The 14,035-nt window shown below is 72.5% G+C and carries 14 protein-coding genes; 2 read left to right on the plus strand and 12 right to left on the minus strand.

The window, feature by feature from the left end; genetic code table 11:
- Window positions 1-37: 37 nt before the first annotated feature.
- Both AB0Q99_RS16565 and AB0Q99_RS16570 read right to left on the minus strand, forming a co-directional pair.
- Window positions 38-1,528 (minus strand): alkaline phosphatase PhoX, encoded by a 1,491-nt coding sequence (locus tag AB0Q99_RS16565; RefSeq protein ID WP_363572488.1) that lies wholly within the window; start codon window positions 1,526-1,528, stop codon window positions 38-40.
- Window positions 1,529-1,822: 294 nt separating this feature from the next.
- A complete protein-coding gene (locus AB0Q99_RS16570) occupies window positions 1,823-3,010 on the minus strand; it encodes a hypothetical protein (RefSeq protein WP_363572284.1) in 1,188 nt (395 codons plus the stop codon).
- Between the two features lie 170 nt (window positions 3,011-3,180).
- Between AB0Q99_RS16570 and AB0Q99_RS16575 the strand changes: the two genes are divergently transcribed.
- Window positions 3,181-3,693 (plus strand): VOC family protein, encoded by a 513-nt coding sequence (locus tag AB0Q99_RS16575; RefSeq protein ID WP_363572286.1) that lies wholly within the window; start codon window positions 3,181-3,183, stop codon window positions 3,691-3,693.
- A gap of 13 nt (window positions 3,694-3,706) precedes the next feature.
- Here the strand turns inward: AB0Q99_RS16575 and AB0Q99_RS16580 are convergent, their stop codons facing one another.
- On the minus strand, window positions 3,707-5,347 hold the full coding sequence (locus AB0Q99_RS16580) for a hypothetical protein (RefSeq protein ID WP_363572288.1): 1,641 nt from the start codon (window positions 5,345-5,347) through the stop codon (window positions 3,707-3,709).
- 326 nt (window positions 5,348-5,673) lie between these two features.
- Here AB0Q99_RS16580 and AB0Q99_RS16585 point away from each other — a divergent pair, with 326 nt between their 5' ends.
- Window positions 5,674-7,008, plus strand: coding sequence for an MFS transporter (locus AB0Q99_RS16585; protein ID WP_363572290.1), 1,335 nt, complete (start codon window positions 5,674-5,676; stop codon window positions 7,006-7,008).
- A gap of 96 nt (window positions 7,009-7,104) precedes the next feature.
- On the opposite strand, the gene AB0Q99_RS16590 is transcribed toward AB0Q99_RS16585, so the two are convergent.
- The 9 genes from AB0Q99_RS16590 to sufD all read right to left on the minus strand — a co-directional run bounded on the left by AB0Q99_RS16590 (window position 7,105) and on the right by sufD (window position 14,026).
- Window positions 7,105-7,860: a BTAD domain-containing putative transcriptional regulator gene (locus AB0Q99_RS16590; protein WP_363572292.1), complete on the minus strand. Its 756-nt coding sequence runs from the start codon at window positions 7,858-7,860 to the stop codon at window positions 7,105-7,107.
- A 112-nt stretch (window positions 7,861-7,972) separates the two neighbouring features.
- A complete protein-coding gene (locus AB0Q99_RS16595; protein ID WP_363572294.1) occupies window positions 7,973-8,620 on the minus strand; it encodes a hypothetical protein in 648 nt (215 codons plus the stop codon).
- 159 nt (window positions 8,621-8,779) lie between these two features.
- The gene (locus AB0Q99_RS16600; protein ID WP_363572296.1) at window positions 8,780-9,439 is read right to left on the minus strand and encodes a Uma2 family endonuclease; all 660 of its coding nucleotides are present in this window, start codon (window positions 9,437-9,439) and stop codon (window positions 8,780-8,782) included.
- 125 nt (window positions 9,440-9,564) lie between these two features.
- Window positions 9,565-9,939 (minus strand): metal-sulfur cluster assembly factor, encoded by a 375-nt coding sequence (locus tag AB0Q99_RS16605; RefSeq protein WP_363572298.1) that lies wholly within the window; start codon window positions 9,937-9,939, stop codon window positions 9,565-9,567.
- Window positions 9,940-9,960: 21 nt separating this feature from the next.
- Complete coding sequence (sufU, locus tag AB0Q99_RS16610; protein WP_363572300.1) at window positions 9,961-10,413, minus strand: Fe-S cluster assembly sulfur transfer protein SufU; 453 nt, start codon at window positions 10,411-10,413, stop codon at window positions 9,961-9,963.
- Window positions 10,414-10,428: 15 nt separating this feature from the next.
- Window positions 10,429-11,688, minus strand: a complete 1,260-nt coding sequence (locus AB0Q99_RS16615; protein WP_363572302.1) for a cysteine desulfurase — start codon at window positions 11,686-11,688, stop codon at window positions 10,429-10,431.
- Window positions 11,685-12,449 carry a Fe-S cluster assembly ATPase SufC gene (sufC, locus tag AB0Q99_RS16620; RefSeq protein ID WP_063349527.1) on the minus strand — a complete coding sequence of 255 codons (765 nt, stop codon included), beginning with the start codon at window positions 12,447-12,449 and terminating at the stop codon, window positions 11,685-11,687. The genes AB0Q99_RS16615 and sufC overlap by 4 nt, the downstream gene beginning before the upstream one ends.
- A 6-nt stretch (window positions 12,450-12,455) precedes the next feature.
- Window positions 12,456-12,773, minus strand: a complete 318-nt coding sequence (locus AB0Q99_RS16625; protein ID WP_063349526.1) for a bifunctional 3-phenylpropionate/cinnamic acid dioxygenase ferredoxin subunit — start codon at window positions 12,771-12,773, stop codon at window positions 12,456-12,458.
- 5 nt (window positions 12,774-12,778) lie between these two features.
- The gene (sufD, locus tag AB0Q99_RS16630; protein WP_363572304.1) at window positions 12,779-14,026 is read right to left on the minus strand and encodes a Fe-S cluster assembly protein SufD; all 1,248 of its coding nucleotides are present in this window, start codon (window positions 14,024-14,026) and stop codon (window positions 12,779-12,781) included.
- Window positions 14,027-14,035 lie beyond the last annotated feature (9 nt).

The raw sequence follows: 14,035 nt of genomic DNA on the forward strand, positions 1-14,035 counted from the left end.
CAGCCGGTCGACCGCGAGGGTCAGGCCTGACGGTTCGTCACGCGCCGTAGCCCTGGCCGCGCTTGTGCTCGTTCAGCCGGTGCCACGGGCCGCTGATGGCCAGCTGGATGCCCGGGGTCTGGATGTTGGCGAACAGGGTCTTGCCGTCGTCCGAGAAGGTCACCCCGGTGAACTCGCTGAACTCGGGCTTCTCGGCGGTGCCGATGTTCAGCTCGTTGCGGGCGATCGGGTAGACCAGCCCGTCCTCGGTGGCGCCGAACAGGTGCGAGACGCCCTCGCCGTCCTCGCAGATCACGATGCCGCCGTACGGCGAGACGGTGATGTTGTCCGGGCCGTCGTAGTTGTCGTGGTGGCCCCAGACGTCGGTGTTGACGCCCAGCAGGACCTTCAGGGTGATGGTGCGGCGGACCGGGTTGTAGAACCACACCTGGCCGTCGTGCTGCAGCGGGCTCTCCGAGCGGGCGTAGCTGGAGACGAAGTAGAAGCCGCCGTCACCCCACCACATGCCCTCCAGCTTGCGGGCGCGGGTGACCTCGCCGTCCTTGAACTGCTTGCGGATGGAGACGGTCCTGGCGTCGCGGTCCTGGACCTTGACCCAGTCCACGCCGTAGGTGGTGCCGACCTTGGTGGCGCGGGAGAGGTCGTCGACGAACTTGCCCTGCGCGTCGAAGACCTTGAAGGCCTCCAGCACGCCGGCGTCGGCGGCCAGCTTGCGCAGCTGGTGCCGGCCGTGCTTGAAACCGGCCGGCGGGGTCCAGCGGAACAGCAGGCCGTTCGGGTTCGAGGCGTCCTCGGTCAGGTAGACCTGGCCGCGCTTCGGGTCGACGACCACGGCCTCGTGCGCGTAGCGGCCGAAGGCCTTGACCGGCTGCGGGTCCCGGTTGTAGTCGTCGTCGAAGGGGTCGACCTCGAAGATGTAGCCGTGGTCCTTGGTGAAGCCGTTCTTGCCGGCCTTGTCCTCGGTCTCCTCGCCGGACAGCCAGGTGCCCCACGGGGTCACGCCGCCGGCGCAGTTGGTGGCGGTGCCGGCGATGCCGACCCACTGCTCGACCGAGCCGTCCCGCTTGGCGTGCACGATGGTGCAGCCGCCGGCCGCGGCCGGGTCGTAGACGTGGCCCTCGGTCAGCGGCACCGGGTGCGGCCAGTTGGCGCGGGCGCCGGAGAGCTCGTGGTTGACGACCATGTAGTTGCCGCCGTGCTCGTCCTCGAAGGCGGAGGTGCCGTCGTGGTTGCTCGGGGTGAACTCGCCGGTGCGCAGCTTGGTGACGCCGGCCCGGTTCAGGACCTTGTACGAGAAGCCCTTCGGCAGGGACAGCAGCCCGGCCTGGTCCTGGACCAGCGCGCCGTAGCCGACGGCGGTGCCGCCGGCCGCGTTGGTCCCGGCGGCCGCGGCGACCGGCGCCTCGCCACCGGCCGGGGCGGCGATCGCACCGGGCGCGCTGGCCAGCGCCTCGGCGCCGCCGGCGATCAGCACGCCGGCCCCGACGATGGTGGAACGGTTGACGAAGTCCCGGCGGGACAGCGACATGGCAGCAACTCCTGAGGGGATGAGCGGGCGTCGGGGCGGGATGCCGACGCCCAGCAGGCTCTGCCGGGCGGGTGAACCCGGCATGAAGCACACCTCACATCGGAGCGGCCATTTGCCGACACATGACTGACACATGACCTCTGCTTTGCCAAATCGAGGTCACTCCTGCCGGAATCCACTGCCGGAATCCACGACACCTCCGGCCCCCGCCGACCCCCGCCGACAGCTCCGGCCCAGCCGACCCCGACCGCCCCGGCCGCCCCGGCCTGCCCGGCCTCCCCGGCCGACGAACCGTCAGCGCCGCGCCGCCCGCCACTGCTCCCAGGCCGCCAGCCACAACTGCTCGGCCAGCCAGTGTTCCTCCCGGGCCCCGGCCCCGCCCCCGGACCGCTCCCGCCACAGCTGCTCCCAGGCCCGCTGCGCCGGCAGGCTCGCCACCTCGCTCGCGAACACCGTGTACCGGACGACCTCCTCGACGGCCGCCGCCCCCTCCGCCGTGCCGACCAGCCACTGCGTCTGCTGGGAGAGCCGGTTGAGGTGGTTGACCATCGAGGTCACCGCCGCCGCGGCCTCCTCCCTGGTCTCGGTGGCCAGCCGCATCTGCTGGCGCACCGTCGCCTCCCAGCGCACCGCGCAGGCGTCCCCGCGCAGCCCGCGCGGCAGCCTCGGGGTGCGCCCGGCCCGGACCTGTGCCTCGATCGCGGCGGTCTCCGCGATGCTCTGCGCGACCAGCGACCGGTGCGCCTCCAGCCCGAAGACGGACGGCAGTTCGCGCTCCTCCACCGGAACGTACCGGGCCTGCCGGGAGGCGAGCTCGCGCAGCAGGTCGGCGCGCCCGCGCAGGTACCGCTCGAAGTCGCCGATCCCGCCGAGCTCCACCGCGTCGGGAGTGACCCCGCGCCCGCAGACCGTCACGGTGAGCCCGCCGATCCGCAGCCGTCCGGCCCACACCGGCTCGGGCCCGGTGGCCGCCCCGGCCTCGGGCCGCAGCATCGGCCGGTCCTCGTGCACCTCCACCGCGCGCGGCTCGCCGTCCACCGTGATCCACTCGCGCAACGCCCGCACCCGGCCCGGCCCGTCGCCCTCGTCGACGCCCAACTGCTCGTAGACACGGTCCCGTTCGTCCTCGACCACGTCCTCCAGCTCGGGCAGCGGCTCGCAACTCTCGGCGCCCGGACGGTAGGTGCGCACGGTCACGTACGGGCCGGCCGCCGAGCGCCAGTCGCCGCACTGCACCTCGACCCAGCGCAGCCGACCGCCGGAGGTCTCGAAGGCGGCCAGCGCCTCACCCGTGCGGGCCGGCCCGGCGGCCACGCCGTACACCGGGAAGTCGACCGCGGCGAGGGTCCGGCGGGAGAAGTCCTCCTGGTCGGCGGGAGGATCCCCCTGACCCGGCCGTTCCGGGACCGGGGTACGGCCCGAGGGGCCGGTGTTCCACTCCTGGTGCCTGCCGCCGTTCTCCCGCACCATCCTGTGCCGCACCCCCGACTCCTCGCGCCCGCACCGCTGACGCCACCTTACGTGCCCGCAGCTGCCGGGTCATCAGCCCGACCACCAGGCAGGGTCGGTGGCCGGGCCGCAGCCGTGGCGCAGCCACAGCCGCAGCCGTGTCAGGACGCCCCGTTGTCAGCCGCCCTCCCTAACCTGGCGGCATGACAGCACAGAGCAGCAGCGCCCCAGGCGGCACCACGGGCGACACCACGCACGACACCGCAGGCGACACCGGGTCACCGAACGGCGTCCCCGCCAGAATCAGCATCGTCACCCTCGGCGTCTCCGACCTCGACCGCAGCGCCCGCTTCTACGAGGCCCTCGGCTGGCGGCGCTCCACCGCCTCCAGCCCGGAGATCGTCTGGTTCCGCACCGCCGACTCCGTGCTCGGCCTCTTCCCCGGCGACGAACTGGCCGCCGACGCGGGCGTGCCCGCCACCGGCGAGCCGTCCTTCCGCGGCGTCACCCTCGCGGTGAACCTGGAGTCCCCCGCGTTGGTGGACGCCGCGATGGAGACGGCCGTCGAGGCCGGCGCCGTCCTGGTCAAGCCGCCGGTCCCGACGAGCTGGGGCGGCTACTCCGGCTACTTCGAGGACCCGGACGGCCACCTCTGGGAGCTGGCCCACAACCCGTTCTTCCCCTTCACCGAGGACGGCTCGCTGGACCTGCCCTGACCGGGGGGACCGCCTACTTCTTGGAGCGCGCCTTGAAGGCCGCCTTGCGGGCCTCCTTGGCCACCGCCCGGTCCAGGTGCAGCTCCCCGATCGCCTCCAGGACGTCCGCCGTGTACGGGTGGTCGACCCGCCACAGCTCGCCGAACCAGGCCGCCGGATCGCCCTTCACCGGCAGGTCGGTGATCAGTTCGCGCAGCAGTTCGGCGTCACCGCCGCTGTCCAGCAGCTGGGCGGCGAAGGTGTCGACCACCGTCCACAGCGTCATCGCCCGGGCCGGCGCCGGCACGTCCGTCGCGCCCTGCGCGGTCAGCCAGGCCCGCGCCGCGCCGCCCAGTTCCGGGTCGTCCAGCACCTCCCGGACGGCCGGCTCGGCACCCGGCCCCAGCAGGTTGAGCGCCGAGACGCACAGCATCCGCCGCAGCGGCCCGTACGGGTCGCTGCCGCGCGCCGCCGCGAGCAGCTCGCGCGCCGCCGCCACCGGCTCCCGGTCGGCGGTCCACACCCGCAGCTCCTCGTCCGGCAGCACGTTGACCGACTCGCACACCGCGCGCAGCAGCTCGGCCGCGTCGCCCTGGGCCAGCTCGCCGACCAGCGGCGCGTCGTAGCCGTCCTCCAGCAGCCACTGCCGGATGCCGTACTGGCCGAGCGGGGTGAGCCGGACCAGCCCGAAGCGGGCCGACTCCTCCTCGTCCAGCGGCTCCTCGCCGACGACGGCGGGCCCCTCGCCCTCCTCCTCGTCGAACAGCTCCGGGTCGATCGGGCGGTACTCCAGCAGGCCCAGCTCGGCCAGGTCGCCCAGCATCGGGTCCAGCGCGACCATCACGTCGGTGATGTCGCCCAGCAGCTCCTCGCTCGGCTCCTCGCCCTCCGGCACCACCAGCAGCGCGGCCAGCACGCCCAGCGGCACGGTCTCGTTGCCCGGCTCGGCGAAGGCGGTGGTCTCGTAGAGCACCTGCAGCGCCTCGTCCAGCAGCTCGGCGGCCTCGTCCCGGGCCTCCTCGACCTCGGAGAGCCCGTCCTCGTCCTCCTCGTCCTCCGCGCCGGGCTCCGCAGCGCCTGCCGCCGCCCCGGCGCCCTCCGCCGCCTCCTCCGGCAGCGAGTCCGCCTCCACGGCCAGCTCCCGGACGATCCCGGCGGCGGTCAGCCACAGCTCCAGGACGGTCTCCGGATCGCCCTGCTCGGCGGGCTCCAGGTCCGGCCCCGGGACGGCGACGTGCTCGCCCTCCGCGGTCGTGCCGAGCTCCACCAGGTCCAGGTCGCAGGCCAGCGACCAGGCCCGCAGCGCCTCGATCTCGGCCTCCTCCGGCACCTCGCCCTCGGCCGGGGCCAGGCCCAGCAGCCGCGCCGCGGGCGCCCGGTCGGCCTCGACCAGGTCACCGAACTCGTCCACCCCCCGGTGCGGGGCGGCCCAGCGGGCCAGCGCCAGCGCGTACCCGAACATCGGGACGGCCTTCGCCTGCTCGGCCAGCTCCTTCTCGGGCGGCAGCTTCACCGGCGGCACCAGCACCGCCGCGTCGTCCAGGTCCTCGTCGTCCAGCCCGTGCGCGGCGAACGCCCCGTAGAGGTCCTGGAGCTCCAGGTCCGCGGGCAGCACCGCCTCGGCCGTGCCCTCGCCCGCGGAAGCCCCGGTGTTCTTGCGACGTCGTCCGGCCATCGTTGTGCGCTCTCCCTCAGCCAGCGGTCAGCCCAACAGCGCCGCGTACCGTTCCACCACCTCAGCGTATAGGCCGGGCACCACCGATGCGTGGCCGCAAGGGGCGCACACAGGGGCGCGCGCCGCCCACGCGCGCCCACCCCTTATCCTTCGCTCTGGTGCCGCGCACAACCCCGCGCGGGCCGTGGGGCAACGAAGCCCCCTTCCTCAGCTCATCCGCTCCACCAGGGAGCCCCGCACCGCGGCCACCACCACAGCGCCTCAGGACGGGCGCGCCGGCATACCCCGCCGACCCCGGTGGTGCCCTGCCACAGGAGACCCCTCACATGGCGGACCTCTCCCCCGCCGGCTCCGGCCTGCGCACCGCGCAGCTCGACGGACGCCGACTGTCGGAGGCCCTGCTCCCCCTGGAGCTCGCGCCGCGCGCCCAGCTCCAGCTCTCCGCGATCAGCCGCTGGAACGCGATGCGCGGCATCCGCGTCGGCCTGGTGGCCGCCGCCCTGCTGTTCATGCTGATCGGTGCCAACCTGGCGACGCCGATCTACCCGCTGCTCCAGCAGCGCCTCGGGCTCGGCCCGCTCGACACCACGATCCTGTTCACGATCTACGTGTTCGCGCTGGTCCCGGTGCTGGCCATCGTCGGCCACTGGTCCGATCACCTCGGCCGACGCGCCCTGATCCTGCCCGCGGTCGCGCTGGCCGCCGCCGGCGACGTCGTGTTCGCCACCTCCGGCAGCTTCTGGCAGCTCGCCGCCGGCCGGGCGATCCAGGGCATCGCCGTCGGCCTGTCCACCGGCGCCGCCGGGGCCGCCCTCGGCGACCTGCTGCCGGACCACCCGACGCTCGCCGCCAAGCTCACCCTGGCCTGTTCCGCGGGTGGCGTCGCGCTCGGCCCGATCGTCGGCGCCCTGCTGGCGAACGGCTCGGACCCGCTGCTGACGCCCTTCCTGCTGCACGCCATCGCCCTGCTCGCGCTCTGCGTACCGCTGGCCTTGGTCCACCCCCGGATGCCCGGCCGCAACCGCCCGCCGGCCTCCCCGCCCCGGATCACCACCCCGGCCCACCTGCGCCCGCGCCGACTCGCCCTGCCCCGCACCGGCCGCCGCGAGTTCCTGCTCGCCGCCGGCGCCGGGTTCGTCTCGTACGGGGTCTTCGGCGTCTACCTGGCCCTCGCCCCGGCCTTCTCCGCCAAGCTGCTGCACACCTCCTCGCACCTGACCGGCGCGATCGTGGCCGCCCTGCTGCTCGGCTCCTCGGCCGCCGCCCAGCTGATCGTCCCGCCGACCGCCGACCGCCTGGTCATCGCCCTCGGCATGACCGGCCTGGCCGCCGGCCTCGGCCTGGTCGTCGCCGCCGGGTACACCGGCACCCCGGCGCTTCTCTTCATCGGCAGCGTCCTCGGCGGCATCTGCCAGGGCGTGGCCTTCCGCTCCCTGTTCACCACCGCCGTCGCCGCGATGAACCCGGAACGCCGGGGCTCCGAACTGAGCGCCCTCTGGATCATCGTCTACCTCGGCAGCTCCGCCCCCATCATCGCCGTCGGCGCCCTCGTCCAGCGCTACGGCCTCCTCCCCGCCGTCAGCGGCTTCGCCGCCCTCGCGGCCCTGCTCTGCGCCGCTCTGGCGGTGGCCGTCGCCCGCAGGCCCCGCCGCACGGCCTGACCGCACACCGAACCGCCGCCCGGGACCACGTCGGACGTGGTCCCGGGCGGCGGCGTTCCACCACCACGCCGCGTGCGCGTTCGTCGGCGCCCGGCGCTATCCCGACTCGGCGACCAGGCGCCACAGCCGGGCCGGGGCGGGGAGGCCGAGCTCGGTGCGCAGCCGGTGTTCGTAGCGTTCGACGTCCTGCAGGGCCTCGCAGGGGTTGCCCTCGGCGAGGTGGGCGCGGATCAGACAGGTCTGGCTGCTCTCCCGCAGGGGGTCGGCACGGACGGCGGCACCGGCCGCGGCGACCGCCTCCGGGTAGCGCCGGGCGCCGACGAACGCGCGGGCCAGGGCCTCCAGGGCGGGCACCCGCAGGCCCCGCCAGGTGTCCGCCTCCAGCACCGCCCAGTCGTCGTACCAGCCCGGCAGCAGGTCCGCGGAGAGGTTCTCGACGGCCGTCAGCCCGAGGCCGGTCCGGAAGGGTGCCGCGCCGGGCGCCAGGATCCGGCGGGCCAGCCCCATGGCGTCCCGGACGTCCACGCCGACGCCGTCGGCGAGCCGCAGCTCGGCGGGGCCGACCTCCAGTGCCTCCCGGCCCGTCGAGGGGAGCCGGGACAGCGCCGCCCGCAGGCTCGCGTACGCGCAGTGCTCGGCGGCGTCCGGCCAGAGCGTCCCGGCGACCAGCGCGCGCGGCACGGCGCCGTGGCAGCGCAGCGCGACGAAGGCCAGTAATCGCTCCGCCCCCGCCGACACGGTCACCGACGCGTCGCCGACCGACAGGGCGAAGCCGCCCAGCAGGGCGAGCCGGACCCCCGGCCCGGGGCCGGCCGGGCCGAGGGCCGGGGAACGCCGATCGCCGCAGGCCATCGAACCACCGTCTCTTCGTACACGGATGATCCCCCCCGGGGCTAACCCCTCATCCATGCTGCGCCGCCCACCCGGCGCTGTCGACCGCGGCGGCCGACGGTTTCCCGGCGGTTCAGAAGTTGAAGCAGTACCCGACCGGGATCGAGGCGGTGACCCGCCCGGAGGTCAGGTCGATCGCCTTGGCCGTGGCGTTCTTGCTCGCGCAGCCGAACGGGTGACCGGTGAACAGGCCGAAGCTGCCGCCCGCGAACCCGGCGTTCCGGACGGCCGTCACGGTCTGCGACCACTGCACGGTGCCGGTGGAGTTGAGGACGATCTGGACCAGCACCCGCCCGCCGACGTTGAAGTGGTCACCGCCGAACTCCAGCTGGCCGTTGGTGTCGGCGGCCCAGATCCGCACCGCCAGCCGCCGGTCGTCGGCCTGGCCGTTGTCGGCCCTCGTCTGCGTCCTGGTCTGCGGGGTCACGCAGACGGTGTCGCCGACCCAGGCCTCGCGCCAGACGAAGCCCTGGACGCAGAAGCCGTTCGCCAGGGTCCGGACCGGCACCTGGCTGTTGTCGAACGCCGCCTGGTCACGGGTCTGCGGGGTGACGCAGACGTGGTCACCCGGTCTGGCGTCGCGCCAGACGAAGCCCTGGCGGCAGGTGTCCGGGCCGTAGTCCTGGGCATGGGCGGACGGCACCAGCCCGGCCGTGCCGAAGGCCAGGACCGCCGCCATCGCGGTGGTCACACCCGTACGCAGGATCCCTCGCGTGGTCATGTCGTACCTCCTCGGAATGGCTTCGCCCAGCCTGCGACGACCGCCGTGACCGAGGCGTGACACCTGCGGACCGGGAGCGACCGGGCACCGACGGGGGACGGAGAACGCCGCTGCCCGGGACTTCCGAAGAAGTCCCGGGCAGCGGCGTCGGTGCCACACCTAGGCACTCCACGGCTTCCAGGCATCCGTGGTGATCTCGACGTCGAACGGCTCCGGCAGCCTGACGGACTCGCCGAACTTCCACTCGCCCAGCACCTCGTACGTCCCCTCGCCCCGGTCCGGCCCACCCAACAGCGTGACGCCGGGCTGCCGCGGATCACGATCCACCAGCAGGTAGTACGGCACCCCGACGCGGGCGTAACCGCTCCACTTGGTGGGTTTGACCTGGCGGCCGAACATCGGGCGCCGGTCGTGGCCGGCGGTGGAGGACGAGGTCACCTCGACCACCAGCTCGGCTTCGTGCGGGTGAAGGTGCAGAACGTCCTCCGCGCGCTTCTCCGCGTCGGTGTCCTTGCTCACCACCACCATGTCGGGGGTGTAACCGTCCCCGATCTCGATCAGATCCAGGTTGATGGTCTGCACCGCCCGCCACGGAAAGGCCGAATCACGCAGCCGGGCAGCGAGAAAGGACTCCTGGATGTCCGAGAGGATCCCACCATGGGCGTAAACAGGCGCCGGTGACACGACGATCTCCCCTCCGACCACTTCCACCCGCGTACCGTCGTCCGGGAGCCGGAGGTACTCCTCCAGTTCCCCCCCGACCCACATGGCGTACGGCGAGTCAGGCAGAAGCAACTGCGCGAACGCAACGACCGACATGACTTCGCTCCCTCCGGGGTCGCGGCACCAGCCTCGCCGCCCGCTGGCAGATATACCACTGCCGCGCGAACCTTTCCCTCGAAGGAGCGGTTCGCGCGGCAGCAGGTTGACGAACGACCCGTCCGTCAGACGTTGAAGCCCAGGGCGCGGAGCTGCTCGCGGCCGTCGTCGGTGATCTTGTCCGGGCCCCACGGCGGCATCCAGACCCAGTTGATGCGCAGGTCCTTCACCAGGCCGTCGGTGGCGGTCTTGGCCTGGTCCTCGATGACGTCGGTCAGCGGGCAGGCCGCCGAGGTGAGCGTCATGTCGATGGTGGCCACGTCGGACTCGTCGATGTGGACGCCGTAGATCAGGCCCAGGTTGACGACGTCGATGCCCAGTTCGGGGTCGACGACGTCCATCAGGGCCTCGGTCAGGTCCTCGACCGACACGGTGCCGGCCGTGGTGCCGACGATGATGCCGGTCGGCTCCTCCGCAGCGGAGGTGGTCTCGTCACTCATGGTCTGTCCTCCTCTGCGGGATCAGTCGTTCACGGCGGGGTGCTGGGCGAGCGCCTGGGCGGTGGCGTCCTTCCAGGCCATCCAGCTGAGCAGGGCGCACTTGACCCGGGCCGGGTACTTGGAGACGCCGGCGAACGCGACCGCGTCCTCCAGCACCTCCTCGTCGCCCTCGCCCTGGCCCTTGCTCTGCATCAGCTCCAGGAAGGCCTCCTGGACCGCCTGCGCCTCGCCCACGGACTTGCCGACCACCAGGTCGTTGAGCACCGAGGCGCTCGCCTGGCTGATCGAACAGCCCTGGGACTCGTACGAGACGTCGGTCACCGTCGCGCCGTCGAGCTTCACCCGCAGGGTGATCTCGTCGCCGCACGTCGGGTTGACGTGGTGCACTTCGGCGTCGCCGTCCCGCAGCCCCTTGCCGTGGGGGTTGCGGTAGTGGTCCAGGATGATGTCCTGGTACATCGAGTCGAGCTTCATGTCTCGCGCGTCCCGTCAGCCGAAGAAGTTCCGGACGTGGTGCAGGCCGTCGATCAGCGCGTCGACCTCGCCCGGCGTCGAGTACAGGTAGAACGACGCCCGCGTGGTCGCCGGAATTCCGTACCGGAGGCAGACCGGCCGCGCGCAGTGGTGGCCGACGCGCACGGCGATGCCCTGCTCGTCCAGCACCTGACCCACGTCGTGCGGGTGGATGTCACCGAGGGTGAAGGAGATCGCGGCACCGCGGTCCACGGCCGTGCGCGGGCCGATGATCCGCAGGTCGGGGACCTCCAGCAGCCGCTCGACGGCGTACTCGGTGATCGCGTGCTCGTGCGCCGCGATCTTCTCCATCCCGATGCCGGACAGGTAGTCGATGGCCGCGCCGAGTCCGACCGCCTGGGCGATCGGCGGGGTGCCGGCCTCGAACTTGTGCGGCGCCGGGGCGTAGGTGGACGAGCCCATGGTGACGGTCTCGATCATCTCGCCGCCACCGAGGAACGGCGGGAGGTCCTCCAGCAGCTCCTGGCGGCCCCAGAGCACGCCGATGCCGGTCGGGGCCAGCATCTTGTGGCCGGTGAAGGCGACGAAGTCGGCCTCCAGCGCCTGCACGTCCAGCACCATGTGCGGCGCGGCCTGCGAGGCGTCGATGACGACCAGCGCGCCGACCGACTGGGCCTTGCGGACTATCGTCTCGACCGGGTTGACCGTGCCGAGCAGGTTGGAGACCAGGGTGAAGGAGACCACCTTGGTCTTCTCGGTGATCAGCTCGTCGATGTTCGACAGGTCGAGCCGGCCCTCGTCGGTCAGCCCGAACCACCGCAGCTTCGCACCGGTGCGCTGCGACAGCAGCTGCCACGGGACGATGTTGGAGTGGTGCTCCATCTCCGTGATGACGATCTCGGAGTCGGCGTCGACCTTGTACGGCTCGTCGGCCCAACCGAGCATGTTGGCCACGAGGTTGAGCGACTCCGAGGCGTTCTTGGTGAAGATCACCTCGTTGCGGCTCGGCGCGTTGACGAAGGCCGCGACCTTGTCCCGGGCGCCCTCGTACAGCGCGGTGGCCTCCTCGGCGAGCACGTGCACGCCGCGGTGGACGTTGGCGTTGTGCCGCTCGTAGTAGGCGGTCAGTGCCTCCAGCACCTGGCGCGGCTTCTGCGACGTCGCCGCGTTGTCCAGGTAGACCAGCGGCTTGTCGTCGTGCAGCAGCCGCTGCAGGACCGGGAAGTCCTTGCGGATCGCGTCGGTGTCGAGCAGACCCGTGAACGCGTGCGTCACGCGGACGCGCCCCCCTTCACATACGCCTCGTAGCCCTCGTTCTCCAGCTTGTCGGCCAGCTCGGCACCGCCGGACTCGACGATGCGGCCGCCCGCGAAGACGTGGACGTAGTCGGGCTTGATGTACCGCAGGATGCGGGTGTAGTGGGTCACCAGCAGGGTGCCGACCTCGCCGGTCGAGCGGACCCGGTTGATGCCCTCGGAGACGATCCGCAGCGCGTCGACGTCCAGGCCGGAGTCGGTCTCGTCGAGGATCGCGATCTTCGGCTTGAGCAGTTCGAGCTGGAGGATCTCGTGGCGCTTCTTCTCGCCGCCGGAGAAACCCTCGTTGACGTTGCGCTCGGCGAAGGCCGGGTCCATCTGCAGGGCGGCCATCGCCTCCTTGACCTCCTTCACCCACAGCCGCAGCTTCGGGGCCTCGCCGCGGACGGCGGTGGCGGCGGTGCGCAGGAAGTTGCTGACCGAGACGCCAGGGACCTCGACCGGGTACTGCATGGCCAGGAAGACGCCGGCCTTGGCGCGCTCGTCGACGGACATCTCCAGGACGTCCTCGCCGTCCAGCAGCACCGAGCCGCCGGTGACGGTGTACTTGGGGTGGCCGGCGAGCGAGTAGGCCAGGGTGGACTTGCCGGAGCCGTTCGGACCCATGATGGCGTGGGTCTCGCCCTGCTTCACGGTCAGGTCGACGCCCTTCAGGATCTCGCGCGGGCCGTTCTCGGCCTCGACGGAGACGTGCAGGTCGCGGATTTCAAGGGTTGCCATGTGTACTCAGGACTCCTGGTTGACGGAGACGAGCACATCGTCCCCTTCGATCTTTACGGGGTAGACAGCGACCGGCTTGGTGGCGGGCAGGCCGGAGGGCTTGCCGGTGCGCAGGTCGAAGCTGGAGCCGTGCAGCCAGCACTCGATCATGCAGTCCTCGACCTCGCCCTCGGAGAGCGAGACGTTCGCGTGCGAGCAGGTGTCGTTGATCGCGAACACCCCCTCGTCGGTGCGGACGACGGAGACCGGCACGCCGTTGAGGTCCACGCGCTTGGGCACGTCCTCCTGGAGGTCGCTCAGCGCGCAGGCACGGAGGAAGGTCATCGCGTTCAGACCGCCGCTTCCAGCTCGGCGTCGATCTTCTCCATGAGCTGCTCCTGGATCTCGGCCACGCCGATCTGCTGGAGCAGCTCGGCGAAGAAGCCGCGCACCACCAGGCGGCGGGCCTCGTCCGCCGGAATGCCGCGGGCCTGCAGGTAGAACAGCTGCTCGTCGTCGAAGCGGCCGGTCGCCGAGGCGTGGCCGGCGCCGACGATCTCGCCGGTCTCGATCTCCAGGTTCGGGATCGAGTCGACCCGGGCACCGTCGGTGAGCACCAGGTTGCGGTTGAGCTCGTAGGTGTCGGTGCCGAGCGCGGCGGCGCGGATCAGCACGTCGCCGACCCAGACCGCGTGCGCGTCCTGGCCCTGCAGCGCGCCCTTGTACGCCACGTTCGACCGGCAGTGCGGCGTGTCGTGGTCGATCACCAGGCGGTGCTCCAGGTGCTGGCCGGCGTCGGCGAAGTAGAGGCCGAACAGCTCGGCCTCGCCGCCGGGGCCCGCGTAGTTGACCCGCGGGTGCAGGCGGACCAGGTCGCCGCCGAAGGTCACGACCACGGACTTGTACGTGGCGTCCCGGCCGACCAGCGCGTTGTGCTGGGCGACGTGGACGGCGTCCCGCTCCCAGTCCTGGACGGAGACGAAGGTGAGCTTGGCGCCGTCGCCGACCAGCAGCTCGACGTTGGCGGCCCGGATACCGGTGCCCACGTGGTTGAGCACCACGACGGCCTCGGCGAACGGCTTGACGTCGATCACCACGTGGGCGAAGCGGACGCCCCCCTCGCCGCGCACGTCGATCCTGACCGGCTCGGTCAGCACCGCGTCCTTGGGGACGGTCACCACCAGGGCCTGCTCGAAGGCGCTGAACGCCTGCGCGGCCACCCGGTCCACCGGCGTGCCGGCCTTGCCCAGGCGGGCGTCGTCCCGGCCGACGGTCTCGGCGGTGACGCCGTCCGGCAGCGTGAACTCGACCTTGTCCTCACCGCGCCCGGCGGTGGCGGCGGTCCCGTCGTGCAGCCCGCCGAGGCGGTGCAGCGGGGTGAACCGCCAGTCCTCCTCGCGGCCGTGCGGCACCGGGAAGTCGTTCACGTCGAAGGACGGCTTGACCGCGACGCGCGCGTCGATCGGCTGCTGGACCGTCGCCCGGCCGGTGCCGGGGCCGGCGAGCTGCGCGCCCGCGCCGGCGGTGCCGACCTCGATCGACCCGGCGGTGGTGGAGCCGGTGGTGTTCGCGGTGACATTCAAAGGCGTCTCAGCCATGGCTGTTCG

Origin of the sequence: Kitasatospora sp. NPDC086791, from assembly GCF_040685975.1 — a bacterium.
Taxonomy (GTDB): domain Bacteria; phylum Actinomycetota; class Actinomycetes; order Streptomycetales; family Streptomycetaceae; genus Kitasatospora.